This window comes from Amycolatopsis deserti, assembly GCF_014653945.1.
GTDB lineage: Bacteria > Actinomycetota > Actinomycetes > Mycobacteriales > Pseudonocardiaceae > Amycolatopsis_E > Amycolatopsis_E deserti.
On record NZ_BNAU01000002.1, the window covers coordinates 255269 to 273279 of the forward strand.

20 protein-coding genes are annotated in these 18011 nt (G+C 72.1%); 8 read left to right on the plus strand and 12 right to left on the minus strand.

Annotated elements, in window-relative coordinates:
- The 4 genes from infB to rimP all read right to left on the minus strand — a co-directional run bounded on the left by infB (nt 1) and on the right by rimP (nt 4953).
- Complete coding sequence (infB, locus tag IE290_RS09710) at nt 1–2919, minus strand: translation initiation factor IF-2 (RefSeq protein ID WP_191244213.1); 2919 nt, start codon at nt 2917–2919, stop codon at nt 1–3.
- Between the two features lie 89 nt (nt 2920–3008).
- Nucleotides 3009–3263, minus strand: coding sequence for a YlxR family protein (locus IE290_RS09715; RefSeq protein WP_229874365.1), 255 nt, complete (start codon nt 3261–3263; stop codon nt 3009–3011).
- Nucleotides 3264–3397: 134 nt separating this feature from the next.
- On the minus strand, nt 3398–4423 hold the full coding sequence (gene nusA, locus IE290_RS09720; RefSeq protein ID WP_191244215.1) for a transcription termination factor NusA: 1026 nt from the start codon (nt 4421–4423) through the stop codon (nt 3398–3400).
- Entirely contained in the window at nt 4420–4953 is a 534-nt protein-coding gene (gene rimP, locus IE290_RS09725) for a ribosome maturation factor RimP (protein WP_191244216.1), read from the minus strand. Before rimP ends, nusA begins: the two co-directional genes overlap by 4 nt.
- A gap of 107 nt (nt 4954–5060) precedes the next feature.
- Here rimP and IE290_RS09730 point away from each other — a divergent pair, with 107 nt between their 5' ends.
- A complete protein-coding gene (locus IE290_RS09730) occupies nt 5061–5990 on the plus strand; it encodes a ferritin-like domain-containing protein (RefSeq protein ID WP_191244217.1) in 930 nt (309 codons plus the stop codon).
- A gap of 83 nt (nt 5991–6073) precedes the next feature.
- Nucleotides 6074–6646: a hypothetical protein gene (locus tag IE290_RS09735; protein ID WP_191244218.1), complete on the plus strand. Its 573-nt coding sequence runs from the start codon at nt 6074–6076 to the stop codon at nt 6644–6646.
- Here the strand turns inward: IE290_RS09735 and IE290_RS09740 are convergent.
- The 4 genes from IE290_RS09740 to IE290_RS09755 form a co-directional block, all read right to left on the minus strand.
- Nucleotides 6643–7284 (minus strand): hypothetical protein, encoded by a 642-nt coding sequence (locus IE290_RS09740; RefSeq protein ID WP_191244219.1) that lies wholly within the window; start codon nt 7282–7284, stop codon nt 6643–6645. The two genes, IE290_RS09735 and IE290_RS09740, sit on opposite strands and share 4 nt — an antisense overlap.
- 33 nt (nt 7285–7317) lie before the next feature.
- Nucleotides 7318–8331 (minus strand): aminotransferase class V-fold PLP-dependent enzyme, encoded by a 1014-nt coding sequence (locus tag IE290_RS09745; RefSeq protein ID WP_191244220.1) that lies wholly within the window; start codon nt 8329–8331, stop codon nt 7318–7320.
- 9 nt (nt 8332–8340) lie between these two features.
- Nucleotides 8341–8562, minus strand: coding sequence for a hypothetical protein (locus tag IE290_RS09750; protein WP_191244221.1), 222 nt, complete (start codon nt 8560–8562; stop codon nt 8341–8343).
- 66 nt (nt 8563–8628) lie between these two features.
- Nucleotides 8629–8931, minus strand: a complete 303-nt coding sequence (locus IE290_RS09755) for a hypothetical protein (protein ID WP_191244222.1) — start codon at nt 8929–8931, stop codon at nt 8629–8631.
- A gap of 36 nt (nt 8932–8967) precedes the next feature.
- Here IE290_RS09755 and IE290_RS09760 point away from each other — a divergent pair, with 36 nt between their 5' ends.
- Both IE290_RS09760 and IE290_RS09765 read left to right on the plus strand, forming a co-directional pair.
- On the plus strand, nt 8968–9654 hold the full coding sequence (locus tag IE290_RS09760) for a rhomboid-like protein (RefSeq protein ID WP_229874366.1): 687 nt from the start codon (nt 8968–8970) through the stop codon (nt 9652–9654).
- 11 nt (nt 9655–9665) lie between these two features.
- Nucleotides 9666–10457 carry a tyrosine-protein phosphatase gene (locus IE290_RS09765; protein WP_191244223.1) on the plus strand — a complete coding sequence of 264 codons (792 nt, stop codon included), beginning with the start codon at nt 9666–9668 and terminating at the stop codon, nt 10455–10457.
- Nucleotides 10458–10460: 3 nt separating this feature from the next.
- Here the strand turns inward: IE290_RS09765 and IE290_RS09770 are convergent, their stop codons facing one another.
- Genes IE290_RS09770 through cysD form a run of 3 tightly spaced genes read right to left on the minus strand, consistent with a single transcriptional unit; the run spans nt 10461 to nt 13686 of the window.
- Nucleotides 10461–10952 (minus strand): pyridoxamine 5'-phosphate oxidase family protein, encoded by a 492-nt coding sequence (locus tag IE290_RS09770; RefSeq protein WP_191244224.1) that lies wholly within the window; start codon nt 10950–10952, stop codon nt 10461–10463.
- A complete protein-coding gene (cysC, locus tag IE290_RS09775; protein ID WP_191244225.1) occupies nt 10943–12775 on the minus strand; it encodes an adenylyl-sulfate kinase in 1833 nt (610 codons plus the stop codon). The genes IE290_RS09770 and cysC overlap by 10 nt, the downstream gene beginning before the upstream one ends.
- Nucleotides 12775–13686, minus strand: coding sequence for a sulfate adenylyltransferase subunit CysD (cysD, locus tag IE290_RS09780; RefSeq protein WP_191244226.1), 912 nt, complete (start codon nt 13684–13686; stop codon nt 12775–12777). Before cysD ends, cysC begins: the two co-directional genes overlap by 1 nt.
- Nucleotides 13687–13743: 57 nt before the next feature.
- Here cysD and IE290_RS09785 point away from each other — a divergent pair, with 57 nt between their 5' ends.
- The 4 genes from IE290_RS09785 to IE290_RS09800 are packed head-to-tail and all read left to right on the plus strand — an operon-like array spanning nt 13744 to nt 17334.
- The gene (locus IE290_RS09785) at nt 13744–14223 is read left to right on the plus strand and encodes a nuclear transport factor 2 family protein (RefSeq protein WP_191244227.1); all 480 of its coding nucleotides are present in this window, start codon (nt 13744–13746) and stop codon (nt 14221–14223) included.
- A 21-nt stretch (nt 14224–14244) separates the two neighbouring features.
- Nucleotides 14245–15411, plus strand: a complete 1167-nt coding sequence (locus IE290_RS09790; RefSeq protein WP_191244228.1) for a hypothetical protein — start codon at nt 14245–14247, stop codon at nt 15409–15411.
- Nucleotides 15411–16187, plus strand: coding sequence for an SDR family oxidoreductase (locus IE290_RS09795; protein ID WP_191244229.1), 777 nt, complete (start codon nt 15411–15413; stop codon nt 16185–16187). The genes IE290_RS09790 and IE290_RS09795 overlap by 1 nt, the downstream gene beginning before the upstream one ends.
- A gap of 10 nt (nt 16188–16197) precedes the next feature.
- Nucleotides 16198–17334 carry a sulfotransferase family protein gene (locus IE290_RS09800; RefSeq protein WP_191244230.1) on the plus strand — a complete coding sequence of 379 codons (1137 nt, stop codon included), beginning with the start codon at nt 16198–16200 and terminating at the stop codon, nt 17332–17334.
- 15 nt (nt 17335–17349) lie between these two features.
- Here the strand turns inward: IE290_RS09800 and IE290_RS09805 are convergent, their stop codons facing one another.
- Nucleotides 17350–17925, minus strand: a complete 576-nt coding sequence (locus tag IE290_RS09805) for a TetR/AcrR family transcriptional regulator (RefSeq protein ID WP_191244231.1) — start codon at nt 17923–17925, stop codon at nt 17350–17352.
- Nucleotides 17926–18011: the final 86 nt, after the last annotated feature.

The window sequence follows — 18011 nt, forward strand, 5'->3', positions numbered from 1 at the left end:
TCAGACGCGCGGCTTCTCGCGCTGCTCGTAGGTCTCGATGATGTCGTCGACCTTGATGTCGCCGTAGGACCCGAGCGTCAGACCGCACTCGTAGCCCTCGCGGACCTCGACCACGTCGTCCTTGAACCGCCGCAGCGAGCTGACCGGCAGGTTCTCGGCGACGACCACGTTGTCCCGCAGCAGGCGCGCCCTGGCGTTGCGGCGGATCTCCCCGGACTGCACCAGGCAACCGGCGATCGTGCCGAACTTGGAGGACTTGAAGACCTCGCGCACCTCGGCGCGGCCCAGCTCGACCTCTTCGTACTCCGGCTTGAGCATGCCCTTGAGGGCCTGCTCGATCTCCTCGATCGCCTGGTAGATCACCGTGTAGTACCGGACGTCGACGCCCTCGCGGTTGGCCCGCTCGGTCGCCTTGCCCTCGGCCCGCACGTTGAAGCCCAGGACGATCGCGTCGGAGGCCGTCGCCAGGTCGATGTCGCTCTCCGTGACACCACCGACGCCGCGGTGGACCACGTTCAGCTCGACCTCTTCGCCGACGTCGAGCTGCATGAGCGACGCTTCCAGGGCCTCGACCGTACCGGAGTTGTCACCCTTGATGATCAGGTTGAGGCTGTTGGTCTCCTTCAGCGCGGAGTCCAGGTCCTCCAGGCTGACGCGCTTGCGCTTCGCGGCGTTCTGCGCGTTGCGGATGCGGGCCTGGCGGCGCTCGGCGATCTGCCGGGCCACCCGGTCCTCCTCGACGACGAGGAACGTGTCGCCCGCGCCGGGCACCGACGTGAAGCCGATGACCTGCACCGGACGCGAGGGCAGCGCCTCGGTGACGTCCTCGTTGTACTCGTCGACCATCCGCCGCACGCGGCCGTACGCGTCGCCGGCGACCACCGAGTCGCCGACCCGCAGGGTGCCGCGCTGGACCAGCACGGTGGCCACCGGGCCGCGGCCGCGGTCGAGGTGCGCCTCGATCGCGACGCCCTGGGCCGCCATGTCCGGGTTGGCCCGCAGGTCCAGGGTGGCGTCCGCGGTCAGCAGGATCGCCTCGAGCAGCCCGTCGATGTTGATGTTCTCGCGGGCGGAGATGTCGACGAACATGGTGTCGCCGCCGTACTCCTCGGCCACCAGGCCGTACTCGGTGAGCTGCTGGCGGATCTTCTGCGGGTTCGCGCCTTCCTTGTCGATCTTGTTGACCGCGACCACGATCGGCGCCTTGGCCGCCTGGGCGTGGTTGATCGCCTCCACCGTCTGCGGCATGACGCCGTCGTCCGCGGCGACCACGATCACCGCGATGTCGGTGGAGTTCGCACCACGGGCACGCATGGCGGTGAACGCCTCGTGACCCGGGGTGTCGATGAAGGTGATCAGGCGCGGGGTGCCGTCCAGCTCGGTCTCGACCTGGTAGGCGCCGATGTGCTGGGTGATGCCGCCGGCCTCCCGCTCGTGCACCCGCGTCTTGCGGATGGTGTCGAGCAGGCGGGTCTTACCGTGGTCGACGTGACCCATGACGGTCACCACCGGCGGGCGGACCTGCAGGTCCTCCTCGCCACCCTCGTCCTCACCGTAGGTGATGTCGAAGGTCTCCAGCAGCTCGCGGTCCTCCTCCTCCGGGCTGACCACCTGGACGTTGTAGTTCATCTCCGAGCCGAGGAGCTCCAGCACCTCGTCCGAGACGGACTGCGTCGCGGTGACCATCTCACCCAGGTGGAACAGCACCTGCACCAGCGAGGCCGGGTTCGCGTCGATCTTCTCCGCGAAGTCGGTCAGCGAGGCGCCCCGCGGGAGCCGGATGGTCTCGCCGCTGCCCTTGGGCAGCCGGATGCCACCGACCGAAGGCGCCTGCATGTTCTCCATGTACTCCTGGCGCTTCTGCCGCTTCGACTTGCGGCCCTTGCGCGAGGGTCCACCCGGACGGCCGAAGGCACCGGCCGTGCCGCCGCGGCCACCGCCGCCACCACGGCCGCCGCCGCCACCGCGGAAGCCACCGCCGCCGGCGGGGGCACCACCGCCGCCACCGGGGCGGAAACCGCCGCCACCGCCGCCGCCGGGACCGCCACGCGGCGCGCCGGCGCCACGGGGTCCACCCGGTCCGCCACGGCCGGCACCGGCACCACCGCGGCCGCCACCGGGACCGCCACGACCGGCGCCGCCGGGACCACCGCCGGGCCGCTGCACGCGGCCGGGCATCATGCCCGGGTTCGGGCGCGGCGGCATGTTGCCCGGGCTCGGGCGGGTGCCGCCACCGGGACGCGGAGCCGGACGGTCACCGCCGCCGGACCGCTCGGCCGGGCGCTCGCCGCCCTGGCCGCCGGGACGTGCCGGCGGACGGGGCGCCGGAGCGCCCTGGCCGACACCGAAGGGGTTGTTGCCGGGCCGCGGGGCGCGCGGACCGGGCTTCGGTCCGGGCTTGGGGCCCTGCGGCTTGGGCGGCACCACGGAGCCGGACTGGCCGGAGCCGCCCGCACCGGGACGCGGTGCCGGGGGCTTGGGTGCCTGGGGCTGCGCCTTCGCGGCCGGGGCCTGCTGCTGCGGGGCCGGCTGCTGGGGCTCCGGACGCTGCTGCGGGGCCGGCGCCTGGGGCGCGGGCGCCTGCGGGGCCGGGGCCTGCTGCTGCGGGCTGGGACGCGGGCCGGGCTTGGCGCCCGGGACCGGGCGGGCCTGCGGCTGCTGCTGACGCGGCGCGGCCGGCTTGGGGGCCGCACCGTTGCCGTTCCCGGCCGACGGTCCCGGCCGGGCGCCGCCGGACCGGCCGGCGGACTTGTTGTCCTTGGTGACGAAGGCGTCCCGCAGCCGCCGGGCAACGGGTGCCTCGACGGTCGACGACGCCGACTTCACGAACTCGCCCTGCTCCTTCAGCTTGGCGAGAACTTCCTTGCTCGTAACTCCGAGCTCCTTCGCGAGCTCGTGCACACGGGCCTTGCCTGCCACTGCTCTCCTCAACTGGTGAGGCCGGGCGGCAAAACCCGCTCGACCTCGTCCTATCGTCGCGCGTTCATGGCTTCAGCTTCACGGCTGACTCATGACGGGTCGACCTGCTTCCTTGAATCCATCCGGACCGGGGCGGTTCCCCGGTCCGCCATGCCGACGGTGATCTTCTCGAGATGCTGCCGCACGCCCGCGACGTCGAGCACCCCGGGCACCCTCAGTGCCCTGGGGAACGCCCGCCGCCGCTCGGCTTTGGCCAGGCACTCCGGCTCGGGGTGCAACCAGGCACCCCGCCCGGGCAGCCGCCGACGGATGTCGGCGACCAGTCGCCCGTCCTGCACGACCACTCGCAGTAGTTCACCGGCGGCAGCCCGCTTCTTGCACCCCACGCACGTCCGCACCGGGGTGGTCCCCCGGTGCTCGGAGCGTGCGGTAGCCGAATGCGAGCTACGCACCATCTTCGAGTTTAACTCCTGACCCCTCACTCAGCCGAACCGGTTGTCGCCGCGGGCGTGGCGTCCTCCTCGGAGCCGGCCGCGGCGTCGCTGCGGATGTCGATCCGCCACCCGGTGAGCCGCGCGGCCAGGCGGGCGTTCTGGCCTTCCTTGCCGATGGCCAGGGACAGCTGGAAGTCCGGCACGACCACGCGGGCCGTCTTCGCACGCTCGTCCACCACCCGTACCGAGACAACCTTCGCGGGGCTCAGCGCATTCCCGACGAAGCGAGCCGGATCCTCTGAGTAGTCGACGATGTCGATCTTCTCACCCCCGAGCTCGCTCATCACGTTGCGCACCCGCTGACCCATCGGGCCGATGCAGGCGCCCTTGGCGTTGACGCCGGGGACGGTGGACCGGACAGCGATCTTGGTCCGGTGCCCGGCCTCGCGGGCGACCGCGGCGATCTCGACGGTGCCGTCGGCGATCTCCGGGACCTCCAGCGCGAACAGGCGGCGCACCAGGTTCGGGTGGGTGCGCGAGAGCGTGATCGACGGGCCGCGCGCGCTGCGGGAGACGGTGACCACGTAGGCCTTGATCCGCTCGCCGTGCTCGTACCGTTCGCCGGCCACCTGCTCGCCGGGCGGGATCACGCCCTCGGTGTCGCCGACCTGCACGATCACCATGCCGCGCGCGTTGGCCCGCGCGTCGCGCTGGATCACGCCGGCGACGATCTCGCCCTCGCGGGTGGAGAACTCGCCGTAGGTCTTCTCGTGCTCGGCGTCGCGCAGGCGCTGCAGGATGACCTGCCGCGCGGTGGTGGCCGCGATCCGGCCGAAGCCCTCGGGCGTGTCGTCCCACTCCTCGTCCACGTCGCCGTTCTCGTCCAGCGTGTGCGCGAGGACGCGCACCACGCCGGTCTTGCGGTCGATGTCGATGCGGGCGTGCGGCTGGTGCCCCTCGGTGTGCTTGTAGGCCGTCAGCAGCGCGGTCTCGATGGCCTCGAGGACCGTCTCGAAGGGGATGTCCTTGTCCCGCTCGATCGCGCGCAGGGCCGCGATGTCCACGTTCACTTCGGATCCTCCTCCGGCTCGCCTGCGTTGTGCTCCGAGGCGTCCTGGTCGAGCAGCTTCAGCTCCTCGGCCGGTGGCTGCCTGAACTCGATCTCGATCACGGCCTTGGCCACGTCGGCGTAGGGCACGTCCCGGATCTCACCGGCCACCAGCACCCGCACCGACTCCTCACCCGCGTGCCCGATGCGGCCCACGAACTCGGCGCCCTCCCGCGGCGTGATCCGCACGAGGCGGAACCGCGAGCGGCGCCAGTGGCGCGGCCGGGTCAGCGGTCGGTCGACGCCGGGCGAGGTGACCTCGAGCGTGTAGGCGCCCGCGATCAGCTCCTCGTTCTCGTCCAGCGCGGCCGAGACGGCACGGCTGATGTCGGCGACCTCGTCGAGTCCCACGCCGTCGTCGGAATCGACGACGACCTTGACGAGCTTGCGGCGGCCCGCCTGCTGGACGTCGAGCGCGTCGAGGTCGAAACCCGCGCCGGACACGGCTTCGGCCACGATCGGCTCGAGCCGGGCGGCGAGTTCTCCAGGCACCTTGGCGCTCTCCTGTTTGGTCTGCTGTCGGTCAGTGAGGGACAAGCTTATCTTGTTGGCCCCGGTCACCGCCCGTGGTCACCGGTCCCCTGGCAGGATGGGCGCACGTGAGACCCCGTACCCGTCGTGACGTCCTGCGCGCGAGCGCGCTGGCGGCCCTGGCCGTCCCGCTCGCCGCGTGCGCAACCGGCTACTCCGACGATCCGGATCCGCTGGCCCTGCTGGCCGAACAGGCCCGCGCCGACGCCGCCGCAGCCGACGCCGTGGCCGCCTCGTCGTCCGCCGACGCGGACGTGGCGCGCCAGTACTCGGCCGCCCGAACCGCGCACGCGCAGGCGCTGCAGTCCGAAGTGGACCGGCTGAACCGGCCGAAGTCGCAGCCGGCCGTCGTGGTGCCCACCGAGCAGGGCATGGCCGGGCTCAAGCAGCGGCTGGCCACCGCCCGGCAGCAGGCGGAGAGCCTGGTCGGCGGGCTGCCCCGGTACCGGGCCGGGCTGGTCGCCGCCGTCGCCGGGGGCTGCGCCGGGCTCCAGCAGGTCGGCACCAAGCTAGGACCGGGCGCCGAACCGGGCGCGGTGACCGCGACCGCGTCGGCGATCCCGCCGGAGTCGGTCGGCCCGGTGCAGCAGGCCCTGTCCGCCGAGCACGCCGCGCTGTGGATCTACGGGCTGGTCAGCGCGTTCCTGCCGGGCAACTACACCGCAGGGGTCGCCGAGGGCACGGCCGAGCACCAGGACCGGCGCGACGCGTGCGTGCGGATGCTGACCGCGGCCGGTGTGGAGCCGGGCGTGGCCGAGCCCGCCTACATCCCGCCACAGCCGGTGACCGACGCGACGTCGGCGAAGGCGGTGGTCGCCACCGCGGAGGCGGACGCCGCCACCGCCTGGCGGGGCGTGCTGGAGCAGACCGACGACGCGGCGTTGCGGGACGTCGCCCTGAAGGCGCTGCTCGCGTCGGCCCGGCGCGGCACCCGCTGGCGCGAGGCGGCGGGCGAGCAACCGACGGCGATCGTGCTGCCCGGCTCGGCCCAAAGCTGATCCGCGCAGAGCTGACTGGGGGCGCGCCACGGCGCGTGACGACATAACCTTCCCGGGACACGTTCGACGCCCGAGGACGCCCCTTGCTGACCCTGACCCGCACCCTGGCCGGCCTCACCGAGGACGGGGCCGCCCGCCTGCGCGGCCTGCTGCTGCGCCAGCTGATCCGGATGCCGCACGGGCGGCCCGGCGAGTTCGTCGTGCTGCACCTGTTCCTGGTGCCGCCCGAACCCGGCGGAAGCCGCTACGCGCTGTACGAGGTCGCGCAGCCGCTGGTGGACGAGCCGCTGCCGCAGGTGCAGGGCCGGGCGCTGAGCGAGCTGCAGGCGGCCCACGGCGACCCGCGCCTGGTGCCCGGCGCCGACCAGGGCTGGCGCGACGCCGACCCGGGCCGCCGCGGCGTTTACCTGGGCACCGGCGCCCGGTTCACCGGCTCGCGGCCCGGGATCACCGGCACCACGATCGCGCGGCTGGTGGACCACACCGCGGTGATGTTCGTGCTGGACGATCAGCACCAGCCGGTGTTCCTGCAGAGCTCGAAGGACCTCGTGGTCGCGGGCGAGCGGCTCCCGCCGTCCCCGGAGATCCCGGCGCTCGGCAAGCCACCGTTCCTGCTCATCGACGCCCTGGTGGCCTACCTCCGCAACGCGAGCTAGGCGCCCGGCGCGAGGTCGAGGGCCTCCTTGCTGATGCGCTGTAGCGTGGCCTCGTCGGTGTGGCCGTCGAAGAACGCGGACAGCACGATGGTCACCGAGCTGCCGGTCACGCGGGACAGGTAGTCGCCGTCGGCGAGTTTCGGCGCGCCGGCGATCTTCGCGGTGCCGTCCCGCACCAGGTCGTTGACGTTGCCGGTGCCGTCGGTGTCGGCGAGCTTCTTCAGCTGCTGCGCCTCCTCCGGGGTGGACATCGCGACCACCGCGACCGACACCAGCGCGCGCGAGGCGCCACTGGCGGTGGTGTAGAGGGCGCGCGACAGGCGCTGGCACGGGTGCTGGGTGAAGAACTGCTTGACCTGGGAATACGAGTTCGCGGCGCAGTCGGTCGCGGCCACCGGGCCGTCGGTGACGGTGAACTGGAACTCCTTGGCCGGGGCCTGCGCCGCCGGCGGGGTCTCGTCCGCGGAGCCGCGGATCATCCACCACACCAGCCCCGACACGACCGCGACGGCCACCAGTCCGGCGATCTTGAGCAGCGGGCCGCCCGCGCGCCGGGGCGGCGGCGGCGACGGTTCGGCCGGGATGCGGGGCAGCGGCGCGGTGTCACCGCGACCGGGAGGGAACTGCGCACCAACCACGGAGGGACACCGTAGCTCACTCCTCCGGGTGACTCACCGCAACGCGTCCATAACCCGTTCGACGTCGTCTTCGGTGTTGTAGAGGTGGAAGCCGACGCGCGCCTTGCCCGCGCGGGCGCTGGCGGTGACCCCCGCCCGGGTGAGCGCGTCCGGATCGGCCTCCAGCGCCACGATCGCGCTGCCCCGTTCGGGCAGGCCGAGCCTGGTCAGCAGGGTGTCGGCGAGCTTGACGTTGTGCGCGCGCACCGCCGCGAGGTCCAGCGAGGCCAGGTACGGCAACGCCACCGCGGCGCCGGCGTGGGCGAACCACACCGGGGACAGGTCGAACCGGCGCGCACCCTGGGCCAGGCGCAGCGGCATGCCGTAGGTGGTCTGCCACGGGTCCTCGCCCGCGTACCAGTTCGCCACGACCGGCACGGTCCGCTCGGCGACGCGCGGGTGCACCGCGAGCCAGGCGCAGCCGCGCGGGGACATCAGCCACTTGTAGCCGGCGGCCACCACCCAGTCGGCCCACTCCAGGTCCAGCGGCATCCAGCCGGCGGCCTGGGTCGCGTCGAGGACGACCGGCACGCCCGCGGCTTCGGCTTCGGCACGCAGCGCGTCCAGGTCCACCAGCGCGCCGTCCGCGGACTGCGCGACGCTGACGGTCACCAGGTCGTGCCCGCGCACAGCGCCGGGCAGCTCGGCGACCGGCACCTCGGTGATCCGCGCACCCCGGGCGGCGAACGGGAAGGTGGTGCTGGTGAACTCGCCAGCGGCGGTGAGCACGCGGGCGCCGTCGGGCAGCCCGGCCGCGACGGTCGCGAGCAGCTGGGCGACGGCCGTGCCGATCGCGATCCGGTCCGCGGGCACGCCGATCAGCCCGGCGAAGGACTCCCGCCCCCGCGCGACGAGCGGCTCGAAGTCGCCCGGGTGGTTGGCGCCGGTGCGCCAGGCCTCGACGGAGGCCGCCACCGCGTCGGCCACCGCCGCGGGCGGGATCCCGATGCTCGGGGTGTTCAGGTACCCGGCGGGAACGTCGAAGTCGGCTCCGAAGGCTGTGCGCATGCCCGGACGCTAACCGAGCGCCGGACGGTGGTCACCGCGTTTTCGCCAGTCGCCACCGCTGTTCGTGGCGCGACTGCGCTCCCGCCCCACGACGAGGTCCTGGACCTGGTCCCGCAGCGCCCGTTCGCGCGACCGGAGCAGGTCGTGCACCTCGACGGTCACGCCCTGCTCCGTGATCTCCACTGCGGTGGTCTCCGCCAGGATGCCCGCGGCGATCCTCGAGGAGGGCACCGACGAGACGCGCCGGTTCTTCGCCGCACGCGATCCCTGAACCCCGCCGCGGCAGGTCGTCCTCGACTACGTCGGCCACGCAGTCGCTGACCTGGCCGACCCGCACGCGGCGGGCTTCATCACGGTCGTCGGCGGGCTGACGTCCCACCCGGACATCGCGGCCGCGCTCCGGGAGGTCGTCGCGGAGGCGTAGTGCGCGGGCGAGGTGCGGACGGACCTTCCCGCCGACCGGCTCGCCGTCTGGATCATGCTGCTCATCGACGGGCTCGCCGGGCGGCGGCTCGAGATCGCGGCGGGGCTCCGCTCCTCGTGGAGCAGGTCGGGCTGCTGCTCGACGGACCGCCACGCTGACCCCGATCGGGTGGTCACAGTGTTTTCACAGCGTACGCGGGAAGACTTCGGACCGTGACCAGGTTGCTGCCCAGCCCCGTGAACACGCCGTTCACGTTCTGGTACCTGACGGTGCTGCTCGCCACCACAGCCCTGCGGCACGTGCTCGGTGAGACGCTCTCCGCGCGCCTGCTGGAGCTGGCCAGCACTGACGCGCACAACCTCTGGCACCGCCCGGTGATGAGCCTCATCAGCAGCGCGCTGTGGCTCGGCGACGACGGCTGGATCATCTACGTGATCATCTTCACCTTCGCCGTGGCGCCACTGGAGCGCCGGATCGGGGCCGGGTGGACGTGCGCGGTGTTCGCCAGCGGGCACGTGCTCGCGACGCTGGCGACCGAGCTGCCGGTGATGTGGGCGATCGCCGAGGGGTTCCTGCCCGGCGCCGACGGCCGGTGGCTCGACATCGGGGTCAGCTACGGGTTCTTCGCCACCGCCGGTGCGCTCGTACCGGTGCTGGCGCGGCGGTTCCGGGTGTGGGCGGTGCCGGCGCTCGAAGCGGGGATCGTGGTGATCTACCTCATAGACGCACCCGGCACGCTGGGCGGGAACGTGACCTTCGCGGGGCACCTGATCGCCGCGCACATCGGGATGCTGGGCTGGTGGCGGTGGTTGCGGCGGCGCGGCGTGACCGCGACCCTGCCCCGGCCGGCCGGGCCCGGCGACCGGACGCGGCCCTTGGCGGGATCGGCGGCGCGGTGAACGATGGGGGCATGCACTGGCTCGAACTGGAGGGGGCGGCCAACGCCCGCGACGTCGGCGGCCTGCCGACCGAGGACGGCGGCGCGATCGCGCAGCGGCGGCTGCTGCGGTCGGACAACCTGCAGGGCCTCACGCCCCGGGACGTCAAGGTCCTGGTGGAGGACCTGGGCCTGACGACGGTGGTGGACCTGCGTGGCACGCCCGAGGTGACGCGGGAGGGGCCGGGGCCGCTGCGCAGCGTCGAGTCGGTGCGGCACCACCACTTCTCGGTGCTGCCGGAAAGCGGCGGCACCACCGACGCGACGGCCGACGACATCAGCGACGCGTTGTACGCCAACCGCCGCCGGCGCACGCTGGAGCGGTTCCCCGACGACATCATGACCGCGCTGTACCTGGGCTATTTGGAGGACCGGCCGGAGAGCATCGTGGGCGCGCTGCGCGCGATCGCTTCCGCGCCGGGCGCGGCGCTGGTGCACTGCGCGGCGGGCAAGGACCGCACCGGCGTGGTGACGGCGTTCGCGCTCACCGTCGCGGGCGTGCGGCGGGACGCGGTGATCGAGGACTACGCCGCCAGCGGTGAGCGGATCCGCGCGATCCTGGACCGCCTGCGGGCCTCCCCCACCTACGCGCCGGACCTGGACAAACGCCCGGACGACGACGACCACCGCCCCAAGCCGAAGAGCATGGAGCTGTTCCTGGCCGAGGTCGACAACCGCTACGGCGGCGTGCTGCGGTGGCTGGACGAGCACGGCTTCGATGCGGCCGATGTGGCCGCCCTGCGCGACAAGCTCCGGAACGGCTGACGCCTACGGAGCCGTCGAACCGCCCAGCGGCATCGGGTCCAGGCCGAGCTTGCGGTGGTCCCACGAACGCACCCGCACCGGGTCGATCCGCACCACCACCCGCTTGTTCAGCATCATCTCCACCGCCGGCCGCAGCTCCGCCGAGTACGGCCCGTAGTACCGCTCGAACACGTTCACCCCGACGGCCCAGATCTCGTCCGGGTCCTCGCTGATCACCCCGCGCCCCTCGATCGACACCCCGCGCAGCGCGTCATAGGTCAGGCCGTCCTCCACCAGCACCGTGATGCGCGGGTCGCGGCGCAGGTTGACCGCCTTCTGCGACTTCGCCTTCGTCTCCAGCCAGATCGTCCCGTCCAGCACGGCGAACCACATCGCCACCAGGTGCGGTGTGCCGTCCGGCCCGAGGGTCGCGATCGTCGCCGTCCGGCTGCCCGCCACGAACCCGGCGATCTCCGCCTCGGTCATGCGGATCTCGGCCCGCTGGTTCACTCCCACAGCACGCTCCCGTTCACCAGGGTCAGGATCCGCCCGGCCGGATCGGGATCGTCCGGCCGCAACACCAGTTCCGGCGCACCGGGCGCCTCGTACGGGTCGTCGATGCCGGTGAACCCGCGGATCTCCCCCGCCCGCGCCTTCGCGTACATCCCCTTCGGGTCGCGCGCCTCGCACACCTCCAGCGGCGTGTCCACGAACACCTCCAGGAACGGCAACCCGGCCCGCTCGTGCACCTCCCGCACCCGCTCCCGGTCCGCGCGGTACGGGCTGATCAGCGACGCCACCGCCACCACCCCGGCGTCGGCGAACAGGCGCGCCACCTCCCCGACCCGCCGCACGTTCTCGGCCCGGTCCGCGGCGCTGAACCCGAGGTCGGCGTTGAGCCCGTGCCGCAGGTTGTCCCCGTCCAGCAGGTATGCCGGCCGCCCCGCCGCCACCAAGCGCCGCTCCAGCTCCACCGCGATCGTCGACTTTCCCGACGCCGACAACCCGGTCAGCCACACCGTCAGCCCGCGCGTCGCCCGTTCCTCCCGGCCGACCGCCGCCGCGTGCCACACCACCTTCGACGCGGGCAGCGCCGGCCCGGTGATCATCCCGGCCGCCACCGTGTTCCCGGTCGTGTCGTCGACCAGGATGAAACTGCCGGTGGCCCGGTTGCGCCGGTAGGCGTCGAACAGCAACGGCTTGCGGGTGCGCAGCTGCACCCGCCCGATTTCGTTGAGCGCAAGCGTTTTCGCGGTCTCGTCGCGGTGCAGCGTGTCGACGTCCAGCCGGTAGTCCAGCTTCTGCACCGCCGCCGTGGTTTCCGCCGTGGTGTGCCGGATCGTGTACGTCGCGCCCGGCGCCAGCGAACCGGCCTCGGCGAGCCAGCACACCATCGCGTCCAGGTCCTGCCCGGTGTGCGGCCGGTTCGCCGGGCGGCAGATCAGGTCGCCGCGGCCGACGTCCAGCTCCCCGGTCAGCTGCACCGTCACCGCCTGCGGCGGGAACGCCTCGGTGACCGGCATCCCGCCCGGCCCCCAGATCGCGGCGACCCGGCTGGACAGCCCGGAGGGCAGCACCACGACCTCGTCGCCGGGCTTGAACACCCCGCCCGCCACGGTTCCGGCGTAACCGCGGAAATCCCGCCCGGCCTGGCGGATCACGTACTGCACCGGCAGCCGCGCGTCGATCAGGTTGCGGTCGGAGGCGACGTGCACCTCCTCCAGGTGGTGCAGCAGCGACGTGCCCTCGTACCACGGCATGCTCGCCGAGCGGTGCACCACGTTGTCGCCGTGCAGCGCGGACACCGGGATGAACGACAGGTCCGTCACGTCCAGCTTCATCGCGAACCGGCGGAAATCCTCGCGGATCTCGGAGAACCGTTCCCGCGACCAGCCCACCAGGTCCATCTTGTTCACGCACAGCACCAGGTGCGGGATCCCCAGCAGGGAAGCCAGGAACGCGTGCCGCCGCGACTGCTGCAGCACCCCCTTGCGCGCGTCCACCAGGATCAGCGCGAGGTCCGCTGTGGACGCTCCGGTGACCATGTTGCGGGTGTACTGGATGTGGCCCGGGGTGTCGGCGATGACGAACTTCCGCCGCGGCGTGGCGAAGTAGCGGTAGGCCACGTCGATCGTGATGCCCTGCTCGCGTTCGGCGCGCAGGCCGTCGGTGAGCAGCGCGAGGTTCGGGTAGTCCTCACCGCGCTGCCTGCTCGCCCGCTCGACGGCGGCGAGCTGGTCGGTGAACAGCGACTTGGAGTCGAACAGCAGCCGCCCGATGAGCGTGGACTTGCCGTCGTCCACGCTGCCGGCCGTGGCCAGGCGCAGGAGCTGGGGCATCAGAAGTAGCCCTCCTTCTTGCGGTCCTCCATGCCGGCCTCGGAGATCCGGTCGTCGGCGCGGGTCGCGCCACGCTCGGTCACCCGCGTGGCCGCCACCTCCGCCACGACCTCATCGGCGGTCGATGCTGTGCTCTCGATGCAGCCGGTGCAGGTGGCGTCCCCGACGGTGCGGAACCGCACGGTCGCCTCGTACGGCTCCTCGCCGTCGAGCAACTGGAGGAACCTGGTGTGCGCCAGCAGCATCCCGTCGCGCTGCACCACCGGGCGGCGGTGCGCGTAGTAGATCGGCGGCAGCTCGATGCGCTCCGCCGCGATGTAGGACCAGATGTCCAGCTCGGTCCAGTTCGACAGCGGGAACACGCGGATGTGCTCGCCGCGCCGGTGCCGGCCGTTGTAGAGGTTCCACAGCTCCGGCCGCTGGTTGCGCGGGTCCCACTGGCCGAACTCGTCGCGGAAGCTGAACACCCGCTCCTTCGCACGGGCCTTCTCCTCGTCGCGGCGCGCGCCGCCGAACACCGCGTCGAACCCGCCCTCGCGGATCGCGCGCAGCAGCGTGACGGTCTGCAAGCGGTTCCGGGACGCGCGCGGGCCGGTGTCCTCGATGACCCGGCCGGCGTCGATGTCGTCCTGCACCCGCGCCACGTGCAGCCGAAGGCCCATCCGGTCCACGGTGCGGTCGCGGAAGGCGATCACCTCGTCGAAGTTGTGTCCGGTGTCGACGTGCAGCACGCCGAACGGCAGCGGCGCGGGCCAGAACGCCTTCGCCGCCAGCGCGAGCATGACCACCGAGTCCTTGCCCCCGGAGAACAGCAGCACCGGCTGCTCGAAGGTGGCCGCCACCTCGCGGAAGATGTGCACCGACTCCGCCTCGAGCAGCTCGAGGTGGGACAGCTCGTAGACCGTGGTCACCGGGAAAAATTAGAACACGTTCTTGCCAGCGGTCAACCGGGCGAGCATGCTGGGCGCATGGACCTTGCCGCGATCGAGGCGATCCGCCGGACCAAGCACGCCTACCTGCGCTGCGTCGACCTCAAACGCTGGGACGAGATCGGCGGAACGTTCACCTCCGACGCCACCGCCGACTACGGCACCCCCACCTACGGCGACCCGATCCGGCTGTCCGGCCGCGCCGCGATCGTGGATTTCCTGCGGGAACGCCTGGTCCCGGAGATCATCACGGTGCACCTGGCCACGCAGCCCGAGATCGACGTGGACGGCGACACCGCGACCGGCACCTGGGCCTTCCAGGACCAGGTGATCGCCACCGAGCACAACGTCGCGATCATCGGCGCCGCGTTCTACGAAGACCGCTACCGGCGCGAAGCCGACGGCGTCTGGCGGATCGCGCACACCGGCTACGTCCGCACCTACGAGGCGATGCTGTCGCTGGCCGACCTGAAGAGCTTCCGGCTCACCGCGAACCGGTGGGCCGTCCCGTCCGCATAGAACGCGTTCTAGGAGTTGCCGGTGCTCACGCAGCCGTTCGCCGAGGCGCTCGCCGAGGCCGAGAAGATCATCACCGAGGCGCCGCACATCGCGGGGGAACAGGACCTGGTCGAGGGCCTGGACTACCTCGCCGGCAGCATCCGCGCCTCGCTGCAGATGGCCTGGGCGTACGAGAAGGACTTCCCGTTCTTCGTCCGCTCCACCGGCCCGTACACGAAGATGGGCCTGGACAACCCGGACACCCTCTACTTCCACTCCTACCTGCGCGACGACGCCGAATACGTGGTCACCGGGCAGCGCGGCACCACCGCCGACCTGAGTTTCCAGGTTCTCAACGGCAACTACTCGCCGGTCGAGGTACCGGACAGCCTCACCGCGTTCGACGACCGCGCGTTCGACATCGGCGACGACGGCCGGTTCGAGATCCGCTTCGGCCCGGGGCTGAGCGGCCGCAACCGCTTCCCGCTCGGACCGGGATCGGCGATGCTGATCGTGCGGGAGGTGTTCAGCGACTGGGAACGCGAACGCCCCGGCATGGTCCGCATCCAGCGCGTCGGCGCCGAGGGCCAGGCTCCCCCGCCGCTGGCGCGGGACACGCTGACCAAGCGTTACGGCGTGGCGGGCAAGATCCTGCTGTCGCGGCTGCGGACGTTCCTGGCCTTCCCGAAGTGGTTCTACCTCGACCTGCCGGTCAACACGATGACCGAGCCGCGCGCCACCCCGGGCGGGCTCAGCACGCAGTTCTCCTCGGTCGGGCACTACGACCTCGACGACGACCAGGCCATGGTCGTCACCGTGCCGCGCTGCCCGGACGCGCCCTACCAGGGCATCCAGCTGGGCAGCATGTGGTACATCTCGCTGGACTACGCCAACCACCAGACCAGCCTGACCGCGGACCAGGCGCGCGTGGATCCGGACGGCAAGATGCGGTTCGTCATCAGCGAGCGCGATCCGGGCGTGGCGAACTGGCTGGAGCGCACCGGCCACCGCCGCGGGTACGTGCAGATCCGCTGGCAGCGCCTGTCCCGCGACCTCAAGCCGGACGACGGGCCGGAGGTCGAGATCGTGCCGGTGCGGGAACTGCCGGACAAACTGGCGTTCTACGAGCAGGCGAAGGTGACCCCCGCGGAGTGGTCCCCCCGGATCGCGGCCCGGCAGGCCGCCACGGCCGCGAGGATGCTGGGCTGATGTTGTTGCGCGACAAGGTGGTCGTGGTCTCCGGCGTCGGGCCCGGACTGGGCCGGTCGATCGCGGTGCGGAGCGCGAAGGCCGGTGCCGACGTGGTGCTCGCGGCGCGCACCGAGTCCCGGCTGGCCGAGGTCGCCAAGGAGATCGACGAGCTGGGCCGTCGCACGATCTCCGTGCCCACGGACATCACCAGCGAGGCCGATGCCCAACGGCTCGTCGAGACCACTGTGGACGCCTTCGGACGGGTGGACGCGCTGGTGCACAACGCGTTCGCGATCCCGCCGATGACCGATCTGGCGAAGGTGGAGCTGGACGGGGTGCGTGCCGGGTTCGAAGCGAGTTCGATCGCGGCGCTGCGGCTGACCCGGTTGTTCCTGCCCGCGCTGGAGACGGCCGGCGGCTCGGTGGTGATGATCAACTCGGCGGTGCTGCGACATTCCCGGCAGCCGTACGGGCCGTACAAGATGGCGAAGGCCAGCCTGCTGGCCTTGGCGCAGAGCCTGGCGACCGAACTGGGGCCGCGCGGCATCCGGGTCAACTCGGTCGCGCCCGGCTACATCTGGGCGGACACGCTGAAGTGGTACTTCGGCTACCTCGCCGAGCAACGCGGCATCACCCGGGACGAGGTCTACGCCGAGACCGCGTCGAGCATCGACCTGCGCCGCCTTCCCGAACCGGACGAGATCGCCGACGCCGTGATCTTCCTGGCCTCGCCGATGGCGCGCGCGATCACCGGGCAGTGCCTGGACGTCAACTGCGGCGAGTACCACCACTGAGGAGGCTTGGGTGAGCATCGGGCGCGACAGCGTCGGCACGGTCGAGGACCTGCACGAATCGGCCACCCGGTTCTGCGGGTTGTCCGACTTCGGCGGCGATGAATACCGCGAGGGCCTCGCCGTGCTGCTGGAGTCCTACGCGCGCGACGCCGGGCTGACGCCGTTCGGCAACAAGATCAAGCGCGCGTTCCTCCGGCAGGCGCTGGTGGCGCGGCTGCTCAGCGAGGAGGCGTGGAAGCGGAACCCAGCCTACGCCGACGTGCGGATCGAGCGGCCGATCTTCGTCACCGGACTTCCCCGGACCGGCACTACCGCGCTTCACCGGCTGCTCACCGCCGACCCGGCGCACCAGGGCCTGGAGGTGTGGCTGACCGAGGTGCCGCAGCCGCGGCCGCCGCGGGAGACGTGGGCGGACGACCCGGTGTTCCAGGGCATCCAGGCCGGGTACGAGCGGCACCACGTCGAGCACCCGGAGTTCCTCGGCGTGCACCACTCGTCCGCGGAGCAGGTCGAGGAGTGCTGGCAGCTGCTGCGGCAGTCGGCGAAGTCGGTGTCCTACGAGTGCCTGGCCCATGTGCCGACGTACTCGCAGTGGCTGGCGGCGCAGGACTGGACCGACGCGTACGCGCGGCACCGGCGCAACCTGCAGCTGATCGGGCTGCCGGATGCGGACAAGCGGTGGGTGCTGAAGAACCCGTCGCATCTGTTCGCGCTGGACGCGCTGCTGGCGGTCTACCCCGACGCGCTGGTGATCCAGACGCACCGCGCCCCGGAAACCATCATCGCGTCGGTGTGCAGCCTGAACCAGCAGGCGTCGGCGGGCTGGTCGACGGTGTTCCAGGGGCCGGTGGTGGGCCGTGCGCAGCTGGAGCTTTGGTCCCGCGGCGCGGCGACGTTCAAGCGGGAACGGGCCAAGCACGACCCGGCGCAGTTCTGCGACGTCGACTACGCCGACTTCGTGGCCGACCCGCTGGCTGTGGTCGCGTCCGTCTACGACCACTTCGGACTCCCGTTCACGGCCGAGGCGGAGTCGGCGATGCGGGCGGTGTACGAGGACAGCACGACCGGCGCGGCCCGCCCGTCGCACCGCTACACACTCGAAGAGTTCGGCCTGACGGCCGAGGAGGTGCGGGAGCGGTTCGCCTGAGGACGGCTGCCCCGGTCACGGCATCAGGCGGGACAGGTGGTGATCCACGAGCGAGATCACCTCCGCCGGCGTCCGGTGCCCCAGCAGGACCGCGTCGCCGAGACCGGCGACGAGGGCCAGCAGCAGGTCCGCCTCCCGGATCGGGTTCAGGTCCGTGTGCAGGTCGCCGTCCGCCTGGGCGGCGGTGATCATGGCGGCGATGGCGTCGCGGAGTTGGGCGTGACCGAGGCGGAACCGCTCGGCGATCTCCGGGTCCTTCAGCGCGCGCACCACGAACGCGTTCGCGACCAGTGCCTCGGTCCGGCTCTCGTCGTCGAGCGGCAGGAGCGCGATCAGTGCGGCGCGCAGGCCGGGCAGCCCCGCCTGCCCCGTCCGCAGCCGGTCGTCCACCCGGTCGCGCAGCGTCCGCGTGGCGTAGCGCAGCATGGCGTCCCGGCTCGGGAAGTAGTGCTGCACCAGGCCCTTGGAAATGCCGGCCTCGGCGGCGACCTCGCCGAGACTCACCGCTTCCAGGCCGCGGTCGGCCGCGATCCTGCGGACCGCGGCGGCGATGAGCTGTCGCCGCTGCTCGTGATCGACCCGCTTGGGCACCCCGCCACCTTTTCACAATACGAACGGATTGCAAACCGTTCCGGAGCCGTTTACGATGCGATCGTATCGTCAAACAGGGAGGTCCC

What these genes read in the sequence shown, in the direction of transcription:
- IE290_RS09765 (WP_191244223.1), top strand. Translation starts at nt 9,666, where the DNA reads ATGCACTGGCTCGAACTGGAGGGGGCGGCCAACGCCCGCGACGTCGGC.
- IE290_RS09795 (WP_191244229.1), top strand. Translation starts at nt 15,411, where the DNA reads ATGTTGTTGCGCGACAAGGTGGTCGTGGTCTCCGGCGTCGGGCCCGGA.
- IE290_RS09785 (WP_191244227.1), top strand. Translation starts at nt 13,744, where the DNA reads ATGGACCTTGCCGCGATCGAGGCGATCCGCCGGACCAAGCACGCCTAC.
- cysC (WP_191244225.1), bottom strand. Translation starts at nt 12,775, where the DNA reads ATGCCCCAGCTCCTGCGCCTGGCCACGGCCGGCAGCGTGGACGACGGC.
- IE290_RS09745 (WP_191244220.1), bottom strand. Translation starts at nt 8,331, where the DNA reads ATGCGCACAGCCTTCGGAGCCGACTTCGACGTTCCCGCCGGGTACCTG.